Genomic DNA, 18,856 nt, shown 5'->3' with positions numbered 1-18,856 from the left:
CCACTAACGTACGTATCTATTCAAGGGCGCTTAAATCACCTAGCATTCGAACAGCATATACTTGATCGCAAAAGCCACGCAAGCCATTGTAGACTCGCTGCATACGAGAATCATGCTCTACAAGACCAAACACCGTAGGACCGCTTCCACTCATCAGCACCGCATCTGCTCCAAAGGTCTTCATTTGTGACTTAATATTCGCAACTTCGGGATATAATTGTAAGGTAACTTGTTCAAGTACATTCCCTACACCATTGCACACTCTTTCATAGCTATTATTTTCAATTGCGGAAATCATTTCCTTAATGTTTGGATGACCCATATTCCCAACTTGGAGCCTTCGATAAATATCAGCTGTTGATACTCCAATGGTAGGCTTAGCTAAGACTACCCAACATTTAGGCGGAACCGGCAATTGAGTAATTTTCTCGCCTCTGCCTTTCGCTAAAGCAGTACCGCCATAAACGCAAAATGAAACGTCTGAGCCAATTTCAGCGCCGATTTCAGCAAGCTCGTCCATAGATAAATTTAGATTCCAAAGTTTATTCAACCCCCTTAGAGTAGCTGCAGCATCACTGCTTCCACCAGCTAAGCCAGCTGCTACAGGGATGTTTTTTTCTATAGCAATTTGAACCCCTGTGTTAATACCATATCGCTGCTTTAATACGAATGCTGCTTGATAAGCTAAATTCCGATGATCGTCCGGAACAAAGCGATTATGTGATAGAATTTCGATTTGATTTCCACGGATTTCTTTCAGTTCAATTCTATCTGCCAAATCGACCGTCGTCATGATCATTTCCACCTCATGGTATCCATCCGGCCGCTTAAAAAGCACATCCAATGCTAAATTAATCTTAGCCGGTGCTTTCTCCATAAGCTTCAATATTTCCACCTACTTTTACGTTCTTCTTAAAGTTCTTGTCCTATTTTATCATATTTGTTTTCATTCTAAAGGTTTTTTCATGGTAATTTCAATGCACGCTATTCAAAACTGCAATGAAAATAAGGAAAGTTATGAAGGTGATATGGAGGGGGTCATAAAAAGCCAGACCTATCCGCATTGGCCATCCAACGTTTTGTTAGACTCCATGGGTGGATAAAGGGTCTGGCTTTACAATCTTATGTGCAGCGATGATTGATTAAGTGTTCGGTACAAATGCGCTCAATCATGCTTGATTATCTTTTCTCCATCAATTGGCGTTCCGCCATTTCGATAGCAAGTTTAACCATATTACCCGCATCGCGTGCTCGTATTCCTCCCCAGCCTTCTTTTTGGACCACATCATAAAACCCTAATTCCTTAGCCAGCTCTTCTTTAAGACTTGGTGACATGATGCCTTTTCTTCTGCCCAAACGAATCAGCCCCTTTTATCATGCTGCACAATACTATTTTCTACATTCGCAAATAAAACATGAACTCCTTATTTATCCATTGGAAACCTTCATCGCATTAAGATTCAGCCATCGGTTGAGGAACAACTTTATAGAACTGGTCAACCAGCTCAAAATTTGGTATTAAAACACTATATTATAGATTTTTACTTAAAACCTAGATTGACTGGTCTCAAATAGCAACGCTGCTTTAAGTGAACGAAATTCCATCCCTCTTTCCTTCATACAAAAGAAAAAGTACCCCGAATAAGGAAGTATGATGTAGCACACCACATCCTTATTCAAGACGTCCTAGTTTGCATCCTATAGATATTGATATACGGCCTAATCTCCAAATTTTAGGACGCATGCGTTTCGTACTAATATTTATTAAGAAATCCCTGTTAAAATAAAAAAGCAGCAAACAATTGTTTGCTGCCGCTTAAAGTTACATTTCTTGCTGTTTATTCAAAAAGGTTAATTCTACGGTTTCCGTTAATACATCTGCATAGCTGTAAGATACTCTTTCGAACGCATTTTCATCCTGATCGAGCTCAATCACAAAGACAGCCGGATAAGTCTCTGCTAACGTACCAAAACGTTCAACAGTTTTTCTTCTTCCGCCGTTTGCTTTTAAGAGCAACCGTTTCCCCAAATTGGAGTCTAGTGAATTTTTAATATCCGCTAAAGTTTTTGGCATTTTCGGTCCACCTCACTACGTTTAGTATATCACAAACCGGCAACAAGGTCAAACAAAATAATAAATTATATCAGTATTTAAATTTGTTTGTCAATATTTTTTTATATAAATCCGTAATAATTTAGATACTTTTTTTATTATCTCTATAATTTTGAAAAATTATGTAAATATACCCCTTCCAATCTTCCCCATATGATACATATGGCGTTACATTAAAACGCCACGATGTAGTTCCAAGGAAGGCCGCACACAAGAAAACAAACTTCAATGAGGTTGTAAAGCTGAACCACCTTTTATAGACTTTCACCCGAAACCAGATTAACTTACCATTTGATAAGCAGCACCGTTTAAGTAAACGAAACTCTGGGTGCTCTTTCCTTCGTCCAAAAGGCAGTCGCTTTAAAAAAGGGAAATCAGCTATAATTCCCACATCCTGTGGACCTCAGACAAGCATATTTAACTAGATAAAAACAAGCTGCATACAATGAGATGCAGCTTTATTCATCTTTATTGATATGATAAGGCATACCTGTTCTAAGAACGCCCCTCGTTTCAATACCACCGAGTCCCTTTTCTCCAGTTAATGTATTTCTAAGCACATCCCATACATGAATATAGTCGGTAAAAGGCGTGAAGCTAATTTTGGCGACTATATATACAGGATCTAACGCATGTATATTCACTCTGGATGGCGAACTCGCATAATTGGCGCCCGCTTGTATTAATGATTCAAAATGTGATTGACATGCCCCGGCAAAGATAACGAGTTGGTCAAGGTGTGCAACTTTATTTCTTGCTTCCCTAACTGTTTGCACGAAATGCTTGGAATGTCGATAAGCATTTAAATCCTGGGCAGAACCTTTGGACTTCGAATACGCATCATGCCCCGTTATAACCAAGATGTCCGGCCGATATTGATCAATGAGGCCACCAATGCGACTGGGCATTTCTTTCTCATTACAATAAACCCCCTTTACTGGGATCCCAATCTTTTCATATAATGTGAGGCATTTATTCAAATACGAGGCGTCTCCATCCACATGTAGTACTTTTCCTGGAATTTGAAAATACTCACCATTATACCGATACCCATCGCTTGATTGGTAATTGCTTTTCTCTGTTTGTAATTGTTTATCTTGGCTAAATAAATGATACGATTGCTCTTGGAGAGCTTCACTTGTTTTTTGCCGGGTTTGCCTTTCTTCATCATTAATCTTAATTAAATCGTCAAAAGGAGCGTCTGCAATTAAGCGAATATCCTCACCATAAAGAATCGCAACCTGCTTTCCCTCCACTAAACGTATGTCAATCACTCTGAATAAGATGTCACATCGATAAGATGACCGTCCAACAATATCATTCACTTGTAAATTCATGCTCTCACCTCGTGACAAGATAACACCAAGTCTTGTCAGATTTTCATTCCTATTACACTATGCAGGCTCATCTCGATTGGTGAAATGTCCATACTTCAGCTTAGTGTTATTAGGTAGAGCGCAAACGCCTTTTCCAACTTCTAGCTTATGACTAGAGGAGTTTGGTCACCTGCACTAGACATCAAAATTCATTGAAAAATGACTACAAAAAAGAGGTTATCCCAAGGGTCTGACCTCACACTCTGTAAACCGTTCATCGTGTCATATTCACGTCTTAAACGATATATAGTAGGTGTAGGGTCTGGCCCTTTTGTTATGGGATAGCCTCTTTCACTCTGTTTATTTAAAATGAAGAAGGAGCGCATCACTTAGTCTGCCGAATTCCTCGATAGATAAGGTTTCTCCTCGTCTTGTTGGATCTACTCCTGTCTGTTCTAGCGCGCTAAGAATTTGGTCCTTTTTAGATTTCCCATCAGGAAGCTGGCTCGTTAAATTATTGAGAATTGTCTTCCTACGCTGTGCAAAGCTTGAACGTGTCACTGTAAAGAAAAACTCTTCATCTTTCACTTCAACAATCGGTTTTTCTCTTTTCATCAATCGAATGACAGCGGACTCTACATTCGGCTGCGGCATAAACACCGTTTTTGGAACAATCATGACCGTTTCCGCTTCTGTGTAGTATTGAATCGCGATTGATAATGATCCATATTCCTTCGTTCCTGGTTTGGCAGCGATACGATCTGCTACTTCCTTCTGCAGCATCACAACCAAACCGCGAATCGGTAAGTTTTCTGTCAATAATTGAAGAATGATCGGAGTCGTTACATAATAGGGAAGGTTCGCAACAACCATTACATCATCAATACCCGCAAACTCTTCAGCTATGACTTTCTCCACATCCGCTTTTAGAATATCTTCATGGATGACTGTTACATTATCATAAGGAGACAATGTATCTTTTAAAATAGGTAGCAGACGCTGATCAATTTCAAAGGCTGTCACTTTCTTACTTCTTTTCGCAAGTTGTTCCGTCAATGCACCAATTCCCGGTCCAATTTCAATAGCGCCGCTCTCTTCGTTCAATTCAGCATAATCAACAATTCTTCGTAATATATTCGTATCAATTAAAAAATTCTGACCCAAGCTCTTTTTAAAAGCAAAACCATACTTTTTTAAAATTTCCTGTGTGCGAATGGGTGTTGCTATATCCTTATGCATGTTCTTCCTCCTGATCCATCTTTTTTAATGCCTGATAAAAATCATTACTTGTGATTTGGAACATCTTCAACCTTTTATATAACTGTTTCCCGTTTGTAAATCCGATTTTCAATAAAAGCCCTAGCTGTTCTCTTCGTTCGCGTGCTCCAGCTCCACCAATCAGCCCAGCATCAATTAGCTCTTCCTTGGAGATTTCTTCGCCTGCATCCTCATCCATCGTTTGAGCTTCCTTCAACGCATTACGGATCGCTTCAGGTGAAGCGTGCTCAACACCGATTCCTCTACCTGACTTTGGAAGTGCCTCCTGCTTAGATAAGAATGCGTGCTTGCAGCCAGGTACTTGTTCTGTGATTGTATTTCGGATTTTCTGTCCAGGAAAATCAGGATCAGTAAAAATAATAACACCCCTCATTTGCTGAGCAAGTTTCACTTGATCAATCACTGACTCGTTCAAAGCCGATCCATTTGTTTCAATTGTATCAGCATTGACAGCCCGCTTAATTGCAACGGTATCATCCTTACCTTCTACAACAATAATCTCTTTAAGTTTTTTCATCTTTTCCTCCAAATAACTGAAACTATTTATAGCGTCACACCGTCTAATTAGTATAGAATTGTGTATGTTTTAAGATAGTTGAACTTCACTTGTACCATTATAACGTAAAAAAGCAGGAGATATGCAATCCCCTGCCACTGTAAAATGATTAATTTAAGACGCGGATTTTCACTTTTTTTACTCCCCATCGGTATGCATCCGACTTTGAGGGGAAGAACACATCAATTTTATGGCCTTTAATGGCCCCACCTTTATCGGCTGCAACTGCATATCCATATCCCTCAACATACACCTTTGTGCCAAGTGGAATGATGTTAGGATCAACAGCGATGACTTTTGCATTAGGGTTTTGTTTTAGATTAATCCCTGTTGCTGTTGTTCCAGAACAGCCATTACAGCCTGCTGTATAAGCAGTCGACGACACGTAGATCTCCCTGCCTGAACCTTGTGAATTATCTTCTCCACGGGATACTTGAGCAACTAATTGCTTCGTTCCTACCGCTACCACTTTGTCTGTCTTTTCAGTCACAACTTTTTCAGATATAAACGCACGAGCAACTTCTTTGCCATTTTCTTTTGTTACTTCAAATTGCTTAGATAATAGTCCGTTCTTACCTTCACTAATGACTTTTTCTTTTCCTTCATGCAAGGAATGATCCTTCTTCGTGATGGTTGCGAACTGAACAGGTTCTTCCACTACATCGGTGACTTTTTCAATTCTTATGACGTTTACAATATTCTGTGGTTGAACGTTTTCTGCCAACTGTGGCTCAACTCGATCTAATTCATTGAGCCCCACACCTTGTTTCCTTAAAAAGTCAGCGACCGTAGTCGAAGTTGACCAAACCTGCTGTTCACTGCCACCTACAATCAGCTTAATTGGAAAAGCCTTTTCGATGGCAATCTGCATGTTATCTTCAATTTTTGTATCTTTAGATAGGCTAAGCTTATCATGTTCCGCTACATCCAATTTTTGTTCCGAAAGAAATCCCTCTACTTTTTTAGCAGTTGTCCAAATGACTGTTTCTTTACCATCTACATTCAGCTTCACTTGCTGGGCTGGTCTCCACTCAACCTCTAACCCATCCTTTATGATACTGTCTTTCGAGGGATGTATGTAGTCTTCAGCTTTTGCAGTAATCTCAAACTCTGCCAATATATCATTTACAGTGGCCGCATGTGTTTTCACAATTGTTTTCTGTCCATTAAGCGTTAATGACACCGTGTTCTTCGTCCCCTGATAAAGCAGCATTCCTACTGAAGCAGCGACTATTATAGTACTGCCTAGCACAATGGCTATTCTTTTTTTCCCAAAAGACTTGGGAATTAGGTTTTTCATAGATTGTAATATAATGAAAAACTCCTCCTTCCTCTGGGTGATTATATAGACATTCTAACAAAGCTGTCAACTCATACATTTCTTTAGTTGGAAAGTAGTTCCTATTATGAGCACTCTCTAGCAACTTGAAAAGAAAGAGTTATCGACACGTCTATCCTATGAACCGCTTGAGATTTGTAGAACTTTCAAGAAACATGTTTCCATTAGACAAACTTAGCAACAAACTGACAAAAATTGCTGTCAGTTTATGCCGAATAATTTCTTCGCATTCCAAGTTGTTGCCTTCGCTACCTCTTCAAGAGTAATCTCTTTAATTTCTGCAATTTGCTCTGCTACCAATTTTACATAGGCAGGCTCATTTCGTTTTCCACGGAATGGATGAGGAGCAAGATAGGGACAATCCGTTTCAATTAGCAAACGGTCTAGTGGGATTTCAGCCGCGACTTCTTTCGGTTTTTTAGCATTCTTAAATGTTACAGGTCCTCCAAGTGAAATGTAGAAGTTCATCTCTACGCATTCCTTGGCAATTTCGGGACTACCACTAAAGCAATGCATAATGCCGCCTACTTCATGTGCATTCTCTTCTTTTAGTATTTCTATGATGTCTGCTGTCGCTTCTCTATTATGAATAATGATTGGTAGTTTCACCTTTTTGGCTAGATTGATTTGTTTTCTAAACACATCTTTCTGAATGTCTTTTGGTGATTTATCCCAATGGTAATCAAGTCCCATTTCTCCAATTGCAACGACCTTAGAATGCGCCGCTAATTCCTCAATCCATTGTAGGTCTTCGTCTGTCATGTCAATTGCGTCAACAGGATGCCACCCCACCGCAGCATAAATAAAATCATATTCTTCAACCAATTCCATTGCGCGTGTTATCGTCGGACGATCAAAACCAACAACGACCACATTCGAAACACCATTTTCTTTCGTCCTTTGAATCACCTCTTCCAAATCTTCCTCGAACTGCTTATCATTCAAATGAACATGTGTATCAAATAACATCTTCTTCGCCCTCTCTAGTAATATTCTATTAGTAATTACAAGTTTTCATGTTTCACATTTATGTAACAAATATATTACATACAAAACTCCTATTGCGTTAACACTCCGTTATTTACCATGACAGCTCAATCCTGTAGCAAGATACACCCACCTAATCACAATGGTGGCGGTGCGGAGCTGGATTTTTGATACTTTCTCGATAAAATAAGTATGCCCGCTAAATGGATGGGCTATATTAGTAAATCGCGAAGCCCCATCCCCATGTCCTTCATACTAAAATACAAGAAAAAACCCTTTTATTTTACAAATCCTTTTTATCCTTGCCAATAGACTTACTCTTAATCTGTAGTTTATCAAATACCTTTTTTATTATACTAAGCGAGCCTCATTCTTTTTAGCGTTAGCCTATAAGTAAAATAACTATTGAGCAGTTTGTTGAACCACAACTTATCGTCCATGAAGCTATATTGAAAATAAACCAAAATTATTAGCATAATAGGCCATATAATAACGGAAAAAAATAGCATAGAAATGTTTCACATGGAACATTTCTATGCTATTTAGGGATAGGATTATTTTACCTTCGAGCCATTTGGCAGTGTATCAGGAACTGTTGCTATTGAAAGCTTTCCTTCGCCGCTTCCCGCTAGAATCATCCCTTGAGATAATTCACCACGCAGTTTCACAGGTTTAAGATTCGTTACACAAATTACCTTTTTTCCCACCAATTGTTCCGGCGTATAATATTGAGCAATCCCAGAAACTACTTGTCGTTTTTCATACCCTAGGTCAAGTTGTAATTTCAGCAATTTATCTGCTTTTTTGACAGGTTCCACTTCCAGCACTTGTGCGACACGTAATTCCACTTTCATGAAATCATCAATCGTTATTTCATCTACTTCAGGAATTTCCTCTACTTTTGGTTCTTCTTTCATGCCTTCTGGTTGTGGAGCACTTCCTTGCATTTGCTCTTTGATAAACTCTATTTCTTCCTGCATCTCAAGACGCGGGAAAATAGGATTCCCTTTTTCAACCTTTGTTTGCGCTGGAATGAGGCCAAATTTCTCTAGGCTATCCCAAGTCTGTAATGTTCCATCTGTAATAGTTAGTTGATTAAAAATTTTCTCAGGTGCTTGTGTTAAAAATGGCTTTAGTAAAATGGCCGTTCTTCTTAACGTCTCAGCTAAATGTACCATCACACTTTCAAGCTCTTCACGTTTTTCATGATCTTTCGCTAATACCCACGGCTGTGTTTCATCAATGTATTTATTCGTTCTACTTACTAGTTGCCAAATTCCAGAGAGGGCCACTGAAAACTCCATTTTTTCCATGGCTTCTTCGTAGTTGGTCACTGCAGTTTTGTTGGCTTCAAGAAGGGATTCATCAAACTCCCCAATAGAACCTTTATACTCTGGGATAACCCCATCAAAATATTTTTCGATCATTGCAACGGTACGATTTAGTAAATTCCCTAAATCATTTGCTAAGTCAAAATTTATTCTTTCCACAAAACCTTCTGGCGTAAATACACCGTCAGAGCCGAAAGGAACTTCACGAAGTAGGTAGTAACGAAGTGCATCTAATCCATAGCGTTCAATTAACGTTACCGGATCGACTACATTTCCTTTGGATTTTGACATTTTGCCATCCTTCATTAACAACCACCCATGAGCAAACACCTTTTTAGGAAGTGGAATATCAAGTGCCATTAGCATGATTGGCCAATAGATCGTATGAAAACGAACAATTTCCTTCCCAACCAAATGTACATCTGCAGGCCAGTAGTTTAGATATTTCGAATCATCCTCTGTTCCATATCCTAATGCCGTAATATAATTCGAAAGAGCATCAATCCAGACATAAATGACATGTTTGGGATCTCCTGGTACCTTAACTCCCCAATCAAAGGTTGTACGAGAAACAGCTAAATCTTCTAGACCTGGCTTAATAAAGTTATTAATCATTTCATTCTTACGGGATTCAGGTTGAATGAATTCTGGATTTTCTTCGTAATATTTCAGAAGTCGATCTGCATATTTTCCCATCTTGAAGAAATAAGATTCTTCCTTCACTAGTTCTACTGGATGACCGCTATCCGGACTCTTCCCTCCGACAATCTTGCCGTTTTCTTTAATCGGGTCGACTAATTGAAGTTCGGTATAGAAGGTTTCATCTGGAACGGAATACCAGCCCTCGTATTGATCTAAATAGATGTCTCCTTGATCAAGCAATCGTTTAAAGATTTTCTCTACTACATCCTTATGACGGATTTCTGTTGTTCGAATAAAGTCATCATAGGATATATCAAGCTTCTGCCATAAATCCTTAATTCCTGAAACTATATTATCCACGTACTCTTGAGGGCTAACTCCTTGCTCTTCAGCTTTTCGTTGAATTTTCTGACCATGCTCATCTGTGCCAGTTAAATACATGACATCAAATCCGCGCATACGCTTGTAACGAGCCATCGCATCACCAGCTACTGTTGTATACGCATGCCCTATATGTAAATTCCCACTCGGATAATAGATTGGGGTTGTAATATAATATGTCTTCAGTTTATCTTCCATTGTTTTTTCCTCCTATCATATTTAGATCCATAAATGATGTTCACTAACTAAATTTTAACCTATACCTCTATATTACCTTATCTCACCATAAGAGCGATAAAAAAAAAGCTATTAGGATTGATTTTTTAATAGAGATAAAGCGAAACTTCCATCAGTCGGCTTGGTCTATATAATGACGTCAATGCTCCTTCGTCTGATTAGCATAGGTTCCTCGTTGATGGTGTTTTGAACGCCATGTTTTTTCTTACTGTCAGCATTACCTCTTACACCCAAAGAATATACCCAAAACTCCAAAGAATCGCAACTTGTTTTCTAACCTTGAAAAACCTATTCATCACTTCCCTTTTATTAACAATTTATATTGTGTTTCGGATTTACGGAGAAGTATAATAGAAAAAGGAAAAAGCATATTTTAAAAGAATATGGGTTTCAGATCACTTTGTCGAAATATGTCGAAATTAACAACAAGTATAATAAGTTAATATTGGAATACATCCCCATATTTTTTCCTCTTCCCTCTATTACTTCATTAAAATCTTTCTATTCGTACCTTAAATTAAGCTTCTTTTTAATTTTTTTCAAAAAAATGTATAAATTTTAATAAAAGCATTGACGTATTTGGGAATGGCTGGTATTATAATATTTATAAAATTTGTCGAAAATTGACGAAATAGAGATAAAAGGTATTAGAATACTATTATAAATTGAGAGGAGATTTTCATATATGAAATCTACAGGAATTGTACGTAAAGTTGACGAATTAGGACGGGTGGTAATTCCAATTGAATTACGCCGTACATTAGGAATTGCAGAGAAAGACGCTTTGGAAATCTACGTTGATGATGAACGCATCATTTTGAAAAAATATAAACCTAATATGACTTGTCAAGTTACTGGTGAAGTATCTGATAATAATTTAACACTTGCTAATGGAAAATTAATCCTTAGCCGTGAGGGTGCAGAACTACTTATTAAAGAAATTCAACAAAGCATGGAATTAGAAACTGTTTGATTATTTTTTAAGAAGGCTTCCTTGGAAGCCTTCTTTTTTGTAAACTAATCTTGACTTCCATTCCGAAGCAATTCGCAGTGGTTATTCTTACCCGTTTGGTTGATTTTCCATTACATGATAAGCGTGATACACATCTCTTTTCTGCAATCCGCGATCTATTGCTGTCTGCTTGATTGCATCTTTTGAGCTAAGTTGTTTTTCATCGATGTAATATTGAACATGCTCAACAAGCTCAATACTTTGCCACCATACGACTTCTGTTTGTTCCTCCGCAAATTCTGCACCTTCAATAATCAAGCAGAACTCGCCTCTGATTTCATTTTCAAAAGCCCATATTTGTGCTTCATCTATCGTACCTCGAATAAATTCCTCGAATTTCTTGGTTAGCTCTCGGCATAGAACAATTTTTCTATTTCCTAGCACTTCACGCATGTGTTTTAATGTATCTTTTAATCGATGCGGCGATTCGTATACTATCCAGGTTGCCTCCATCCTTTTTAACTTCTCCAGCTCTTTTTTCTTTTCTTTGGCATTTCGTTGCAAAAATCCATAAAAGTAAAAAGGCTGTGGGACTAATCCTGAAGCAATTAAAGCAGTAAGCGCAGCATTCGCACCCGGTAAGGGAATAACTGGTATTCGCTGCTCTAGTGCTTCCTGAACAAGTTCGAACCCAGGGTCTGATATAGTCGGCATACCGGCATCACTCACTAATGCAATTGTCTGGCCTGAAAGAAGCCGCTCAATCATCTGCTTCCCACTCGTTTGTTTATTATGTTCATGATAGCTAATAACTTGTGTTTCAATTTCAAAGTAATTACAAAGCTTTCTTGTATTCCGTGTATCTTCTGCAGCAATGATATCCGCCTCCTTAAGAATTCTTAAAGCTCGATAGCTTATATCCTCAAGGTTACCAATCGGAGTTGGTACTAAATATAAAACGGATTGCTGTCCTTCCTTTTCAAAGCTTTTCTGTTGCCACATCTGCATTCTCCTTGCCGATTATTTTTTCTTTTTGTTTTCTAGATAACTGCTTAAAGCGATACTCAGCCCGCATTGCTTCTGTTTTCATTGGATACGTTTCAAAATGGACAAGCTTTACCGGTCCGCGGCCTCGTGTGTATTTAGCACCCTTTCCTTCATTATGAAGCTTTATCCTTTTCTCTAAATCATTTGTATATCCCGCATAATAACTATGGTCCCGACATTCAAGAACATAGAAGATATGCTTATTCTTCTCCATATAAAATCCTTCTAACCTCAGGAGTATACACATTATCCTCATTGTACACGACAAGCGGTGGCAAAATCTTTAAATCAGGACTTCCATCCTTAATTCCTTCTATTAGAATGGTGTTGGCTTCTTTACTTGCTTTCGGATAAACAAATTGCAATCGTTTTGGTTCCAACCGATACTCTCTCATTAAACTAAGAATATCCATCAGCCTTCCTGGACGGTGAACGAAAGCTGCCTTTCCACCTTGACGCAACAAATGGCTTGTACTCTGAATGACATCTTCAAGTGTACACATAATTTCATGTCGTGCTATTGCAAAGTGTTCATTCCTATTGATTTCTTCTTGTGATGGTGTTGGAAAATAAGGTGGATTACATGTCACAACGTCAAATTTATCATTCCCAATTTCTTTTGGGAATGCTTTTATATCACCATGAACCATCTGAATCTGTTCAGAAAGACCGTTATATTTTACACTGCGCTCTGCCATGTTAAATAATCGTTCCTGTATTTCTACCCCGATAATCTTCCCTTTTGTTCTTGTGCTCAGTAAAAGCGGTATCACACCATTACCTGAACAAAGATCGGCGATTCTTCCTTTTTGAATCGGGATATTTACAAATTTAGATAAAAGTACTGCATCAAGAGAAAATGAAAACACACTTGGACTCTGAATAATTCTCAATTTTTCTGCTAATAAATGATCGAGGCGCTCATCGCCAATTAATTCTGCCATCTTCTTCACTCCATTTTCAAATTACTATTTATAAAAGCATTGTTTACTTCAACGAAAAAGCCTTCCCTAAACAGGAAAGGCCAAGCTTACTTTTTATTCAAAAAGGACAGGCAAAACAAACAATCGCCTTCTTTTCTAAGGCTACCAAAATGCAAATTACAAATATGGAAACCTTCTTGATATAATCGAGCCAGATTATCATAGCCTTCGCCGATATCCATTGTCTTATCATCAGGACTTTCTTTCCGTGCCTTTGCTTTGGTTTTATCTTTTGTAGAAGGGCTAGGATTCTCTCCAAGGTTTAGACGCCTGCGCAAATGTTCATTCTCAAGCTTAATAGATTGGTTATCCTCAAGAATCTCAGCAAGATGTTGCTTTAATTCCCCAAGCTGTGTATATAAATGACCAATTTGGGCTTCCATGCTCGTTACTGATTCAAATATATCTTTCTTATCCATGCTTTCCCACCACCTTGTTAATCTGTGGCTTGAATAGAAACGGCTCCCTCGTTTAGAATCTCATCTAACGTATACTCTAATACTCTATTCTGTTCGACTAATTCAACTTGAAGAACTCGTTCTAGAATATTAAGCCCCACTACCTTGCCTTTTCCATTAGGTGTCCGAATCATTTCACCCAAGTCAGGAAGCAATTCTTTCGCATTTTCATACTCATCATTTTCATATTTAAGACAACACATCAAACGCCCACATAACCCTGAGATTTTTGTCGGATTAAGCGATAGGTTTTGATCTTTGGCCATCTTAATGGAAACTGGTTCAAAATCGCCAAGAAACGTTGAACAACAGAGCATCCTGCCACATGGCCCTATTCCACCAAGCATCTTTGCTTCATCTCTGACACCAATTTGGCGTAATTCAATTCGCGTTCTAAAAATGGCTGCAAGATCTTTCACTAAGTCACGAAAATCTACGCGACCATCCGCCGTGAAATAAAAAACAACCTTATTGCGATCAAATGTATATTCCACATCAACCAGTTTCATATCAAGTTGATGTTCCTCAACCTTTTTACAACATGTATCATAAGCTTCAATAGCAGCAGTTTTATTTTCCTCGACAATTAGCTTGTCCTTTACGTCAGCAACTCGAAGCACTTTCTTCAATGGCAGTACAACGTCGTTCTCGTCTACTTGTTTCCGCTCCGTAACAACTTTGCCGAATTCTACTCCACGCACAGTCTCTACGATAACGAAATCATCCTTTGAAATGATAAGCTCGCCCGGATCAAAGTAGTATATTTTGCCCGCCTTTTTAAAACGGACCCCTACAACATTATACAAATGATGATCCCTCCTGCAAATTCAACACAAGCTGTTCCATCAACAGCTGCGGATTTGTATTGGACATTAGCTTCCGTTTCGCTTCCAAAATAGAGCTCATCTGCTCAGCCAAACGCCTTTGAGTAAGATGAAGAGCACGCGACTCCAACTCCTCCTGTATATTTTGAAAGACAACTTGGTCGCGTCTATCCAACTGAATATATAATAAATCTTTATAAATGAGATATAAAAGATCTAAACCACGGTCCAGTTGATCTCTTTCTTTAAAGTGTGTAAACCACTCCTGCTGAAGATATAATAATGCCTTCAGTGAATTTGTATTTAACACTTCATATAATTTTACCACTATTTTTTGGGATTGTGCAAACCATTCCTCTGAACCTAATAGGATTCCCTCTTCAAAGTTCTGCGTCAGGTGGGATATAATAGAGGACCTTTGCATGTCCAATCCATGATTCAACAACCTTTTCTTCACCATTCCTGGTGATAACGGCTTGAAAGATAAGGTTTGACATCTTGATAAAATGGTAGGTAAGATACGTTGGATTTGTTCAGTCATTAGTATGGCAACCGTGTCTGCAGCTGGCTCCTCTAAAAATTTCAACAAACTATTTGCAGCCTGTACGGACATTTTATCTGCACTTATTACTAAATAAATTTTTCGTTTCGACTCTACACCCTTTTTTGAAAACTCTTCTTGAAGACTTTTAATTTGATCCTTTTTTATTGAAAGTCCGTCCGGTTCGATAAGATGGACATCCGGGTGGTTTCCACTCATAATCCGCTTACAATGACTGCATTGGTTGCATGGCTCATATTCATTTTTCAAATCTTCACAAAGAAGGCTTTTCGTAAAAAGCATCCCCATTTCTTTCTTGCCCGTACCCCTCTCTCCATCAAAGAGATACGCGTGAGCAACTCTTTCCCGGAGAATACTATTCTTTAGCATCCCAGTAATTTGTGGCTGCAACTCATATAAATCCTGCCAGGTTTGTGTCACAATAAATCAACTCTCTTATATCTATAAAATAAAGAAACGATATGCCTTCATGTGCTAGAATTGTAAAAACTGTTCAATCGGCAATACAAATACCGTTGCTCCTCCCACTTGAATTTCAACTGGATAGGGTACGTATGAATCTGCATTCCCCCCCATTGGAGATACAGGTGCAACCAGCTGTTCGCGGGATTGACAATTCTTCTTAATGACTTCTAATGCTTTATCTACGCGATAGTCATCTGTACCAATCATAAATGTCGTATTCCCTGATTTTAAGAACCCGCCTGTACTCGCTAGCTTCGTGGCCCTAAAATTATGTTCAACAAGCTCTGTAAGCAGCCTTTGACTATCTTTATCCTGTACAATTGCAATAATCATTTTCATCCCTATCATCCCCCATTGCAGTTGATTGGTCGAGGAGCAGACCATTTTCTTTAATTATAACAATTATTTATATCCTTAACAGTGATTGATAGGCATTTTTTTAAGCTACTTGCACTAGACACCAAAATTTATAAAAAAAAGAAGCGACTAGTTCAATTGATTAAACAGACGCTTTCATAAATATAATTATTGGATACGTTCCTTGATGAATTCAATCACTTTCCTCTTAGTCGTATCGACGACAATATCTAAAGGTTGCGCTGCATCGACGATATAAAACCTTTCTCTAAAGCGTTCCATTATGATTTGATAGCCTTCTCTCACTTTTTCGTGAAATTGTAACTCTTCCATATCAAGACGATTAACTTCCCGTTCCTGATTACTATGGACACGTTGGAGCCCCAAAGCCGGGTCAATATCAAAATATATTGTTAAGTCGGGCATAACCCCTGCTATTGCAAACTGGTTCATTTTATATACTTCATCAATACTTAATCCTCTTGCATGACCTTGATAAGCAAGAGAGCTATCAATAAAACGATCACAAAGAACGATCACGCCACGATCCAAAGCAGGCATAACCTTTTCAACTAAGTGCTGTCTTCTTGCAGCGGCATATAATAAAGCCTCAGTTCTTCCGTCCATTACTGTATTATCTTTATTCAAGATGACTTCCCTAATTTGTTCAGATATCGGAATACCACCTGGCTCTCTCGTAATGACCACCTGATAGCCAATATCAGTCAGTACTTCTCCCAGCTTATGAAGAACCGTTGTTTTACCTGCCCCTTCAGGACCTTCAAACGTAATAAATATTCCGCGACTCATAATTATTTTACCTCCAGCCAAACTTGTTTCCCGTCTAAGTATACCATTTTCAAACTACAAAGGTCATTCGAAAACCATAAGCTTTCCTATTCTTAATTCTTTTCCTCCATGAAACCTTGATCCAGCTATGATTATCTGTTCTAGGTACTGTATTTGCTCTTCGGCAATACGTTCACCCATCATAATAATTGGAATTCCTGGGGGATAGGGTATGACCATTTCAGCAGCAACCATTCCAATACTCTTGGAAATGGAAACAGACCGCTTTCTTCTTTTCTTCATTTCCGGATAAGTTAAGGCGAGGGTTGTAATCGAGTCTGACCGTTTATAAATCAAGTGATGCCTTGCTTCCCCATTTCCTTCACAAACAACATCGGCAATCACGGATGCAATGTTTTGAAAATATTCAAGGCTGTTCTCTTTCATTAACGGTAGGACAAACAAAACATTCCTGTGGTCCGCAAGTTCTGTAAATACGCCTTTGTTTTCTAATTGACGTTGAAATTCAAATCCCGTTATTTCCTCATGAGATCGTATCGTTATTTTTAAAGGATCAAGCATATCCTTTTCTAAGATTTCAATATGGCCGATCTCGTCCAGCTCTTTTCGAAATCCAAGAATAGTCTTCATTAATATAGCCTTATCATATCCCCCGAAGGAAGCCAAATAAGACCGTGCTAAATCCAACGATGCCATAATTGGATAAGAAGGGCTACTGGACTGAAGCATTTGTAAGTAAAATTCCACTTTCTCTCGATCTATGAATGAACTGTTTATATGTAAATATGAACCCATTGTCATCGCAGGTAGCGTTTTATGGGCTGAATGGACAACGATATCGGCTCCAGCCTCAATTGCACTTTCGGGAAAGGGATCTCCAAGACAAAGATGGGCACCATGTGCTTCATCTACCAATACAGGGATCCGCTTTGAATGTGCAAATCTTACAATCTCACTCAAGCCACCACAATGTCCATAATAGGTAGGATGCGTTACAATGATTGCCTTTGCCTGCGGATATAACAAAAAAGCCTCTTTAACTGACTCAAGCCGCAAGCCTTCAGAGATACCCCAATCCTCATCTATCTTTGGTTCTATAAAAATTGGGCTTACACAAGCCAGCATTAACCCATTCAATACAGATTTATGACAGTTCCTCTGAACGAGCACCGTATCGCCCTCTTTAAGGCTCCCAAGAATCATCGCCATATTCCCCACGGTTGACCCATTTACAAGGAAATAACTATACCTAACACCGTAAAGGCAAGCCAATAGACTTTGTGCCTCTAATATCGGTCCTTCAGGTGCATGGAGATCATCCAAACCACTAATCTCTGTAGCATCAATAGAAAGCAATGGATTGAATATTGATCGAGCCCTCTCTGAAAAAACCAGTCCATTTTTATGACCTGGTACGTGAAATGACCTTGTCTGTTTTTCCTTATGTCGGATAAGCGCATCAAACAATGGTGTATTTTCTTGATTCATATTATTACCTCTCTACTATTATCTTATTCTCTTATTTTATCAAAGTTCATTATTTGTATTTTCATATATACATGTAAGCTATGTATTCTATTCCAAGCAGGTATAGAGACCAATTAATTTGCCTCTATACCTACTCTATTTGAATAAACGATCAAGTCATTACGAATAAATTTCCGGTGTATTCACTTTTTTTAATCGTTTTAAGTAATATTTATACCTTGGATCATCTGTCTCCGTCCCAATCATAGCTAACTCACATTGTTTACAAATGAAAGAAGTATATAAGTGTATTCCATCATCCTTGACCTGATCACATACAATGCAGGTTTTCTCTGTATTCTTCTTTAACGTGCTAATTTCCAAACTCTCCACCTCCCTGTTTGCATTCTCCCCCAAAAAGCATTATTGTATACAATTTTCAAAACAGTGTGAGAGATATTGATTCATTTGCCTATAATAATGTATGAAAGAATTTTTCAATGTGTGTATGTCTACCTTTTTTATTTCATTCTTAAAGCAAAAAAAGACCAGCTATAAATAGCTGATCTCTCGAATTGCTTGGCAACGTCCTACTCTCACAGGGGGAGACCCCCAACTACCATCGGCATGTTATGTCTACCTATTTCATTCTTAAAGCAAAAAAAGACCAGCTATAAATAGCTGATCTCTCGAATTGCTTGGCAACGTCCTACTCTCACAGGGGGAGACCCCCAACTACCAGCTAAGCTAA

20 protein-coding genes are annotated in these 18,856 nt (G+C 38.4%); 1 reads left to right on the top strand and 19 read right to left on the bottom strand.

Features of this window, described 5'->3' with window-relative positions; all coding sequences use genetic code 11:
* Nucleotides 1–16: 16 nt before the first annotated feature.
* From ispE to metG, 9 genes are all read right to left on the bottom strand, one after another.
* Entirely contained in the window at nt 17–895 is an 879-nt protein-coding gene (gene ispE / locus AC625_RS00185) for a 4-(cytidine 5'-diphospho)-2-C-methyl-D-erythritol kinase (protein ID WP_281177209.1), read from the bottom strand.
* Nucleotides 896–1,179: 284 nt separating this feature from the next.
* Nucleotides 1,180–1,356 carry a small, acid-soluble spore protein, alpha/beta type gene (locus tag AC625_RS00180; protein WP_049679485.1) on the bottom strand — a complete coding sequence of 59 codons (177 nt, stop codon included), beginning with the start codon at nt 1,354–1,356 and terminating at the stop codon, nt 1,180–1,182.
* Between the two features lie 466 nt (nt 1,357–1,822).
* Complete coding sequence (veg, locus tag AC625_RS00175; protein WP_028390526.1) at nt 1,823–2,074, bottom strand: biofilm formation stimulator Veg; 252 nt, start codon at nt 2,072–2,074, stop codon at nt 1,823–1,825.
* A gap of 497 nt (nt 2,075–2,571) precedes the next feature.
* Nucleotides 2,572–3,450 carry a sporulation peptidase YabG gene (gene yabG, locus AC625_RS00170; protein ID WP_049679484.1) on the bottom strand — a complete coding sequence of 293 codons (879 nt, stop codon included), beginning with the start codon at nt 3,448–3,450 and terminating at the stop codon, nt 2,572–2,574.
* Between the two features lie 339 nt (nt 3,451–3,789).
* Complete coding sequence (gene rsmA, locus AC625_RS00165) at nt 3,790–4,668, bottom strand: 16S rRNA (adenine(1518)-N(6)/adenine(1519)-N(6))-dimethyltransferase RsmA (protein ID WP_049679483.1); 879 nt, start codon at nt 4,666–4,668, stop codon at nt 3,790–3,792.
* Nucleotides 4,661–5,224 carry a ribonuclease M5 gene (gene rnmV, locus AC625_RS00160; protein ID WP_049679482.1) on the bottom strand — a complete coding sequence of 188 codons (564 nt, stop codon included), beginning with the start codon at nt 5,222–5,224 and terminating at the stop codon, nt 4,661–4,663. The genes rsmA and rnmV overlap by 8 nt, the downstream gene beginning before the upstream one ends.
* Before the next feature lie 148 nt (nt 5,225–5,372).
* The gene (locus tag AC625_RS00155) at nt 5,373–6,446 is read right to left on the bottom strand and encodes a ubiquitin-like domain-containing protein (protein ID WP_342670976.1); all 1,074 of its coding nucleotides are present in this window, start codon (nt 6,444–6,446) and stop codon (nt 5,373–5,375) included.
* Nucleotides 6,447–6,803: 357 nt separating this feature from the next.
* Nucleotides 6,804–7,571, bottom strand: coding sequence for a TatD family hydrolase (locus AC625_RS00150; RefSeq protein ID WP_049679480.1), 768 nt, complete (start codon nt 7,569–7,571; stop codon nt 6,804–6,806).
* Nucleotides 7,572–8,143: 572 nt separating this feature from the next.
* Complete coding sequence (metG, locus tag AC625_RS00145; RefSeq protein ID WP_049679479.1) at nt 8,144–10,141, bottom strand: methionine--tRNA ligase; 1,998 nt, start codon at nt 10,139–10,141, stop codon at nt 8,144–8,146.
* A gap of 724 nt (nt 10,142–10,865) precedes the next feature.
* On the opposite strand from metG, the gene AC625_RS00140 reads away from it, so the two are divergent.
* Nucleotides 10,866–11,153: a transition state genes transcriptional regulator AbrB gene (locus AC625_RS00140; protein ID WP_049679478.1), complete on the top strand. Its 288-nt coding sequence runs from the start codon at nt 10,866–10,868 to the stop codon at nt 11,151–11,153.
* A gap of 87 nt (nt 11,154–11,240) precedes the next feature.
* On the opposite strand, the gene rsmI is transcribed toward AC625_RS00140, so the two are convergent.
* From rsmI to AC625_RS00090, 10 genes are all read right to left on the bottom strand, one after another.
* Nucleotides 11,241–12,134, bottom strand: a complete 894-nt coding sequence (gene rsmI / locus AC625_RS00135; RefSeq protein ID WP_049679477.1) for a 16S rRNA (cytidine(1402)-2'-O)-methyltransferase — start codon at nt 12,132–12,134, stop codon at nt 11,241–11,243.
* The gene (locus AC625_RS00130) at nt 12,112–12,393 is read right to left on the bottom strand and encodes a GIY-YIG nuclease family protein (protein ID WP_049679476.1); all 282 of its coding nucleotides are present in this window, start codon (nt 12,391–12,393) and stop codon (nt 12,112–12,114) included. The genes rsmI and AC625_RS00130 overlap by 23 nt, the downstream gene beginning before the upstream one ends.
* Nucleotides 12,380–13,123, bottom strand: a complete 744-nt coding sequence (locus AC625_RS00125) for a tRNA1(Val) (adenine(37)-N6)-methyltransferase (protein ID WP_049679475.1) — start codon at nt 13,121–13,123, stop codon at nt 12,380–12,382. The genes AC625_RS00130 and AC625_RS00125 overlap by 14 nt, the downstream gene beginning before the upstream one ends.
* Nucleotides 13,124–13,209: 86 nt before the next feature.
* Nucleotides 13,210–13,581: a DNA replication initiation control protein YabA gene (gene yabA, locus AC625_RS00120; RefSeq protein ID WP_049679474.1), complete on the bottom strand. Its 372-nt coding sequence runs from the start codon at nt 13,579–13,581 to the stop codon at nt 13,210–13,212.
* A gap of 17 nt (nt 13,582–13,598) precedes the next feature.
* Nucleotides 13,599–14,426, bottom strand: a complete 828-nt coding sequence (gene ricT / locus AC625_RS00115) for a competence/sporulation regulator complex protein RicT (RefSeq protein WP_049679473.1) — start codon at nt 14,424–14,426, stop codon at nt 13,599–13,601.
* Nucleotides 14,419–15,426, bottom strand: coding sequence for a DNA polymerase III subunit delta' (gene holB / locus AC625_RS00110; protein ID WP_049679472.1), 1,008 nt, complete (start codon nt 15,424–15,426; stop codon nt 14,419–14,421). Before holB ends, ricT begins: the two co-directional genes overlap by 8 nt.
* 54 nt (nt 15,427–15,480) lie before the next feature.
* Nucleotides 15,481–15,810: a cyclic-di-AMP receptor gene (locus AC625_RS00105; protein WP_049679471.1), complete on the bottom strand. Its 330-nt coding sequence runs from the start codon at nt 15,808–15,810 to the stop codon at nt 15,481–15,483.
* 186 nt (nt 15,811–15,996) lie between these two features.
* Nucleotides 15,997–16,638 carry a dTMP kinase gene (tmk, locus tag AC625_RS00100; protein ID WP_049679470.1) on the bottom strand — a complete coding sequence of 214 codons (642 nt, stop codon included), beginning with the start codon at nt 16,636–16,638 and terminating at the stop codon, nt 15,997–15,999.
* Nucleotides 16,639–16,701: 63 nt separating this feature from the next.
* Complete coding sequence (locus AC625_RS00095) at nt 16,702–18,126, bottom strand: aminotransferase class I/II-fold pyridoxal phosphate-dependent enzyme (protein WP_049679469.1); 1,425 nt, start codon at nt 18,124–18,126, stop codon at nt 16,702–16,704.
* Between the two features lie 159 nt (nt 18,127–18,285).
* On the bottom strand, nt 18,286–18,483 hold the full coding sequence (locus AC625_RS00090) for a sigma factor G inhibitor Gin (RefSeq protein WP_082191222.1): 198 nt from the start codon (nt 18,481–18,483) through the stop codon (nt 18,286–18,288).
* Nucleotides 18,484–18,856: the final 373 nt, after the last annotated feature.

Origin of the sequence: Peribacillus loiseleuriae (genome assembly GCF_001183985.1) — a bacterium.
In the GTDB taxonomy this organism is placed as follows: domain Bacteria; phylum Bacillota; class Bacilli; order Bacillales; family DSM-1321; genus Peribacillus; species Peribacillus loiseleuriae.
The sequence above is the reverse complement of the archived record's forward strand: the minus strand, read 5'-3'. Positions and strand labels throughout refer to the sequence as shown.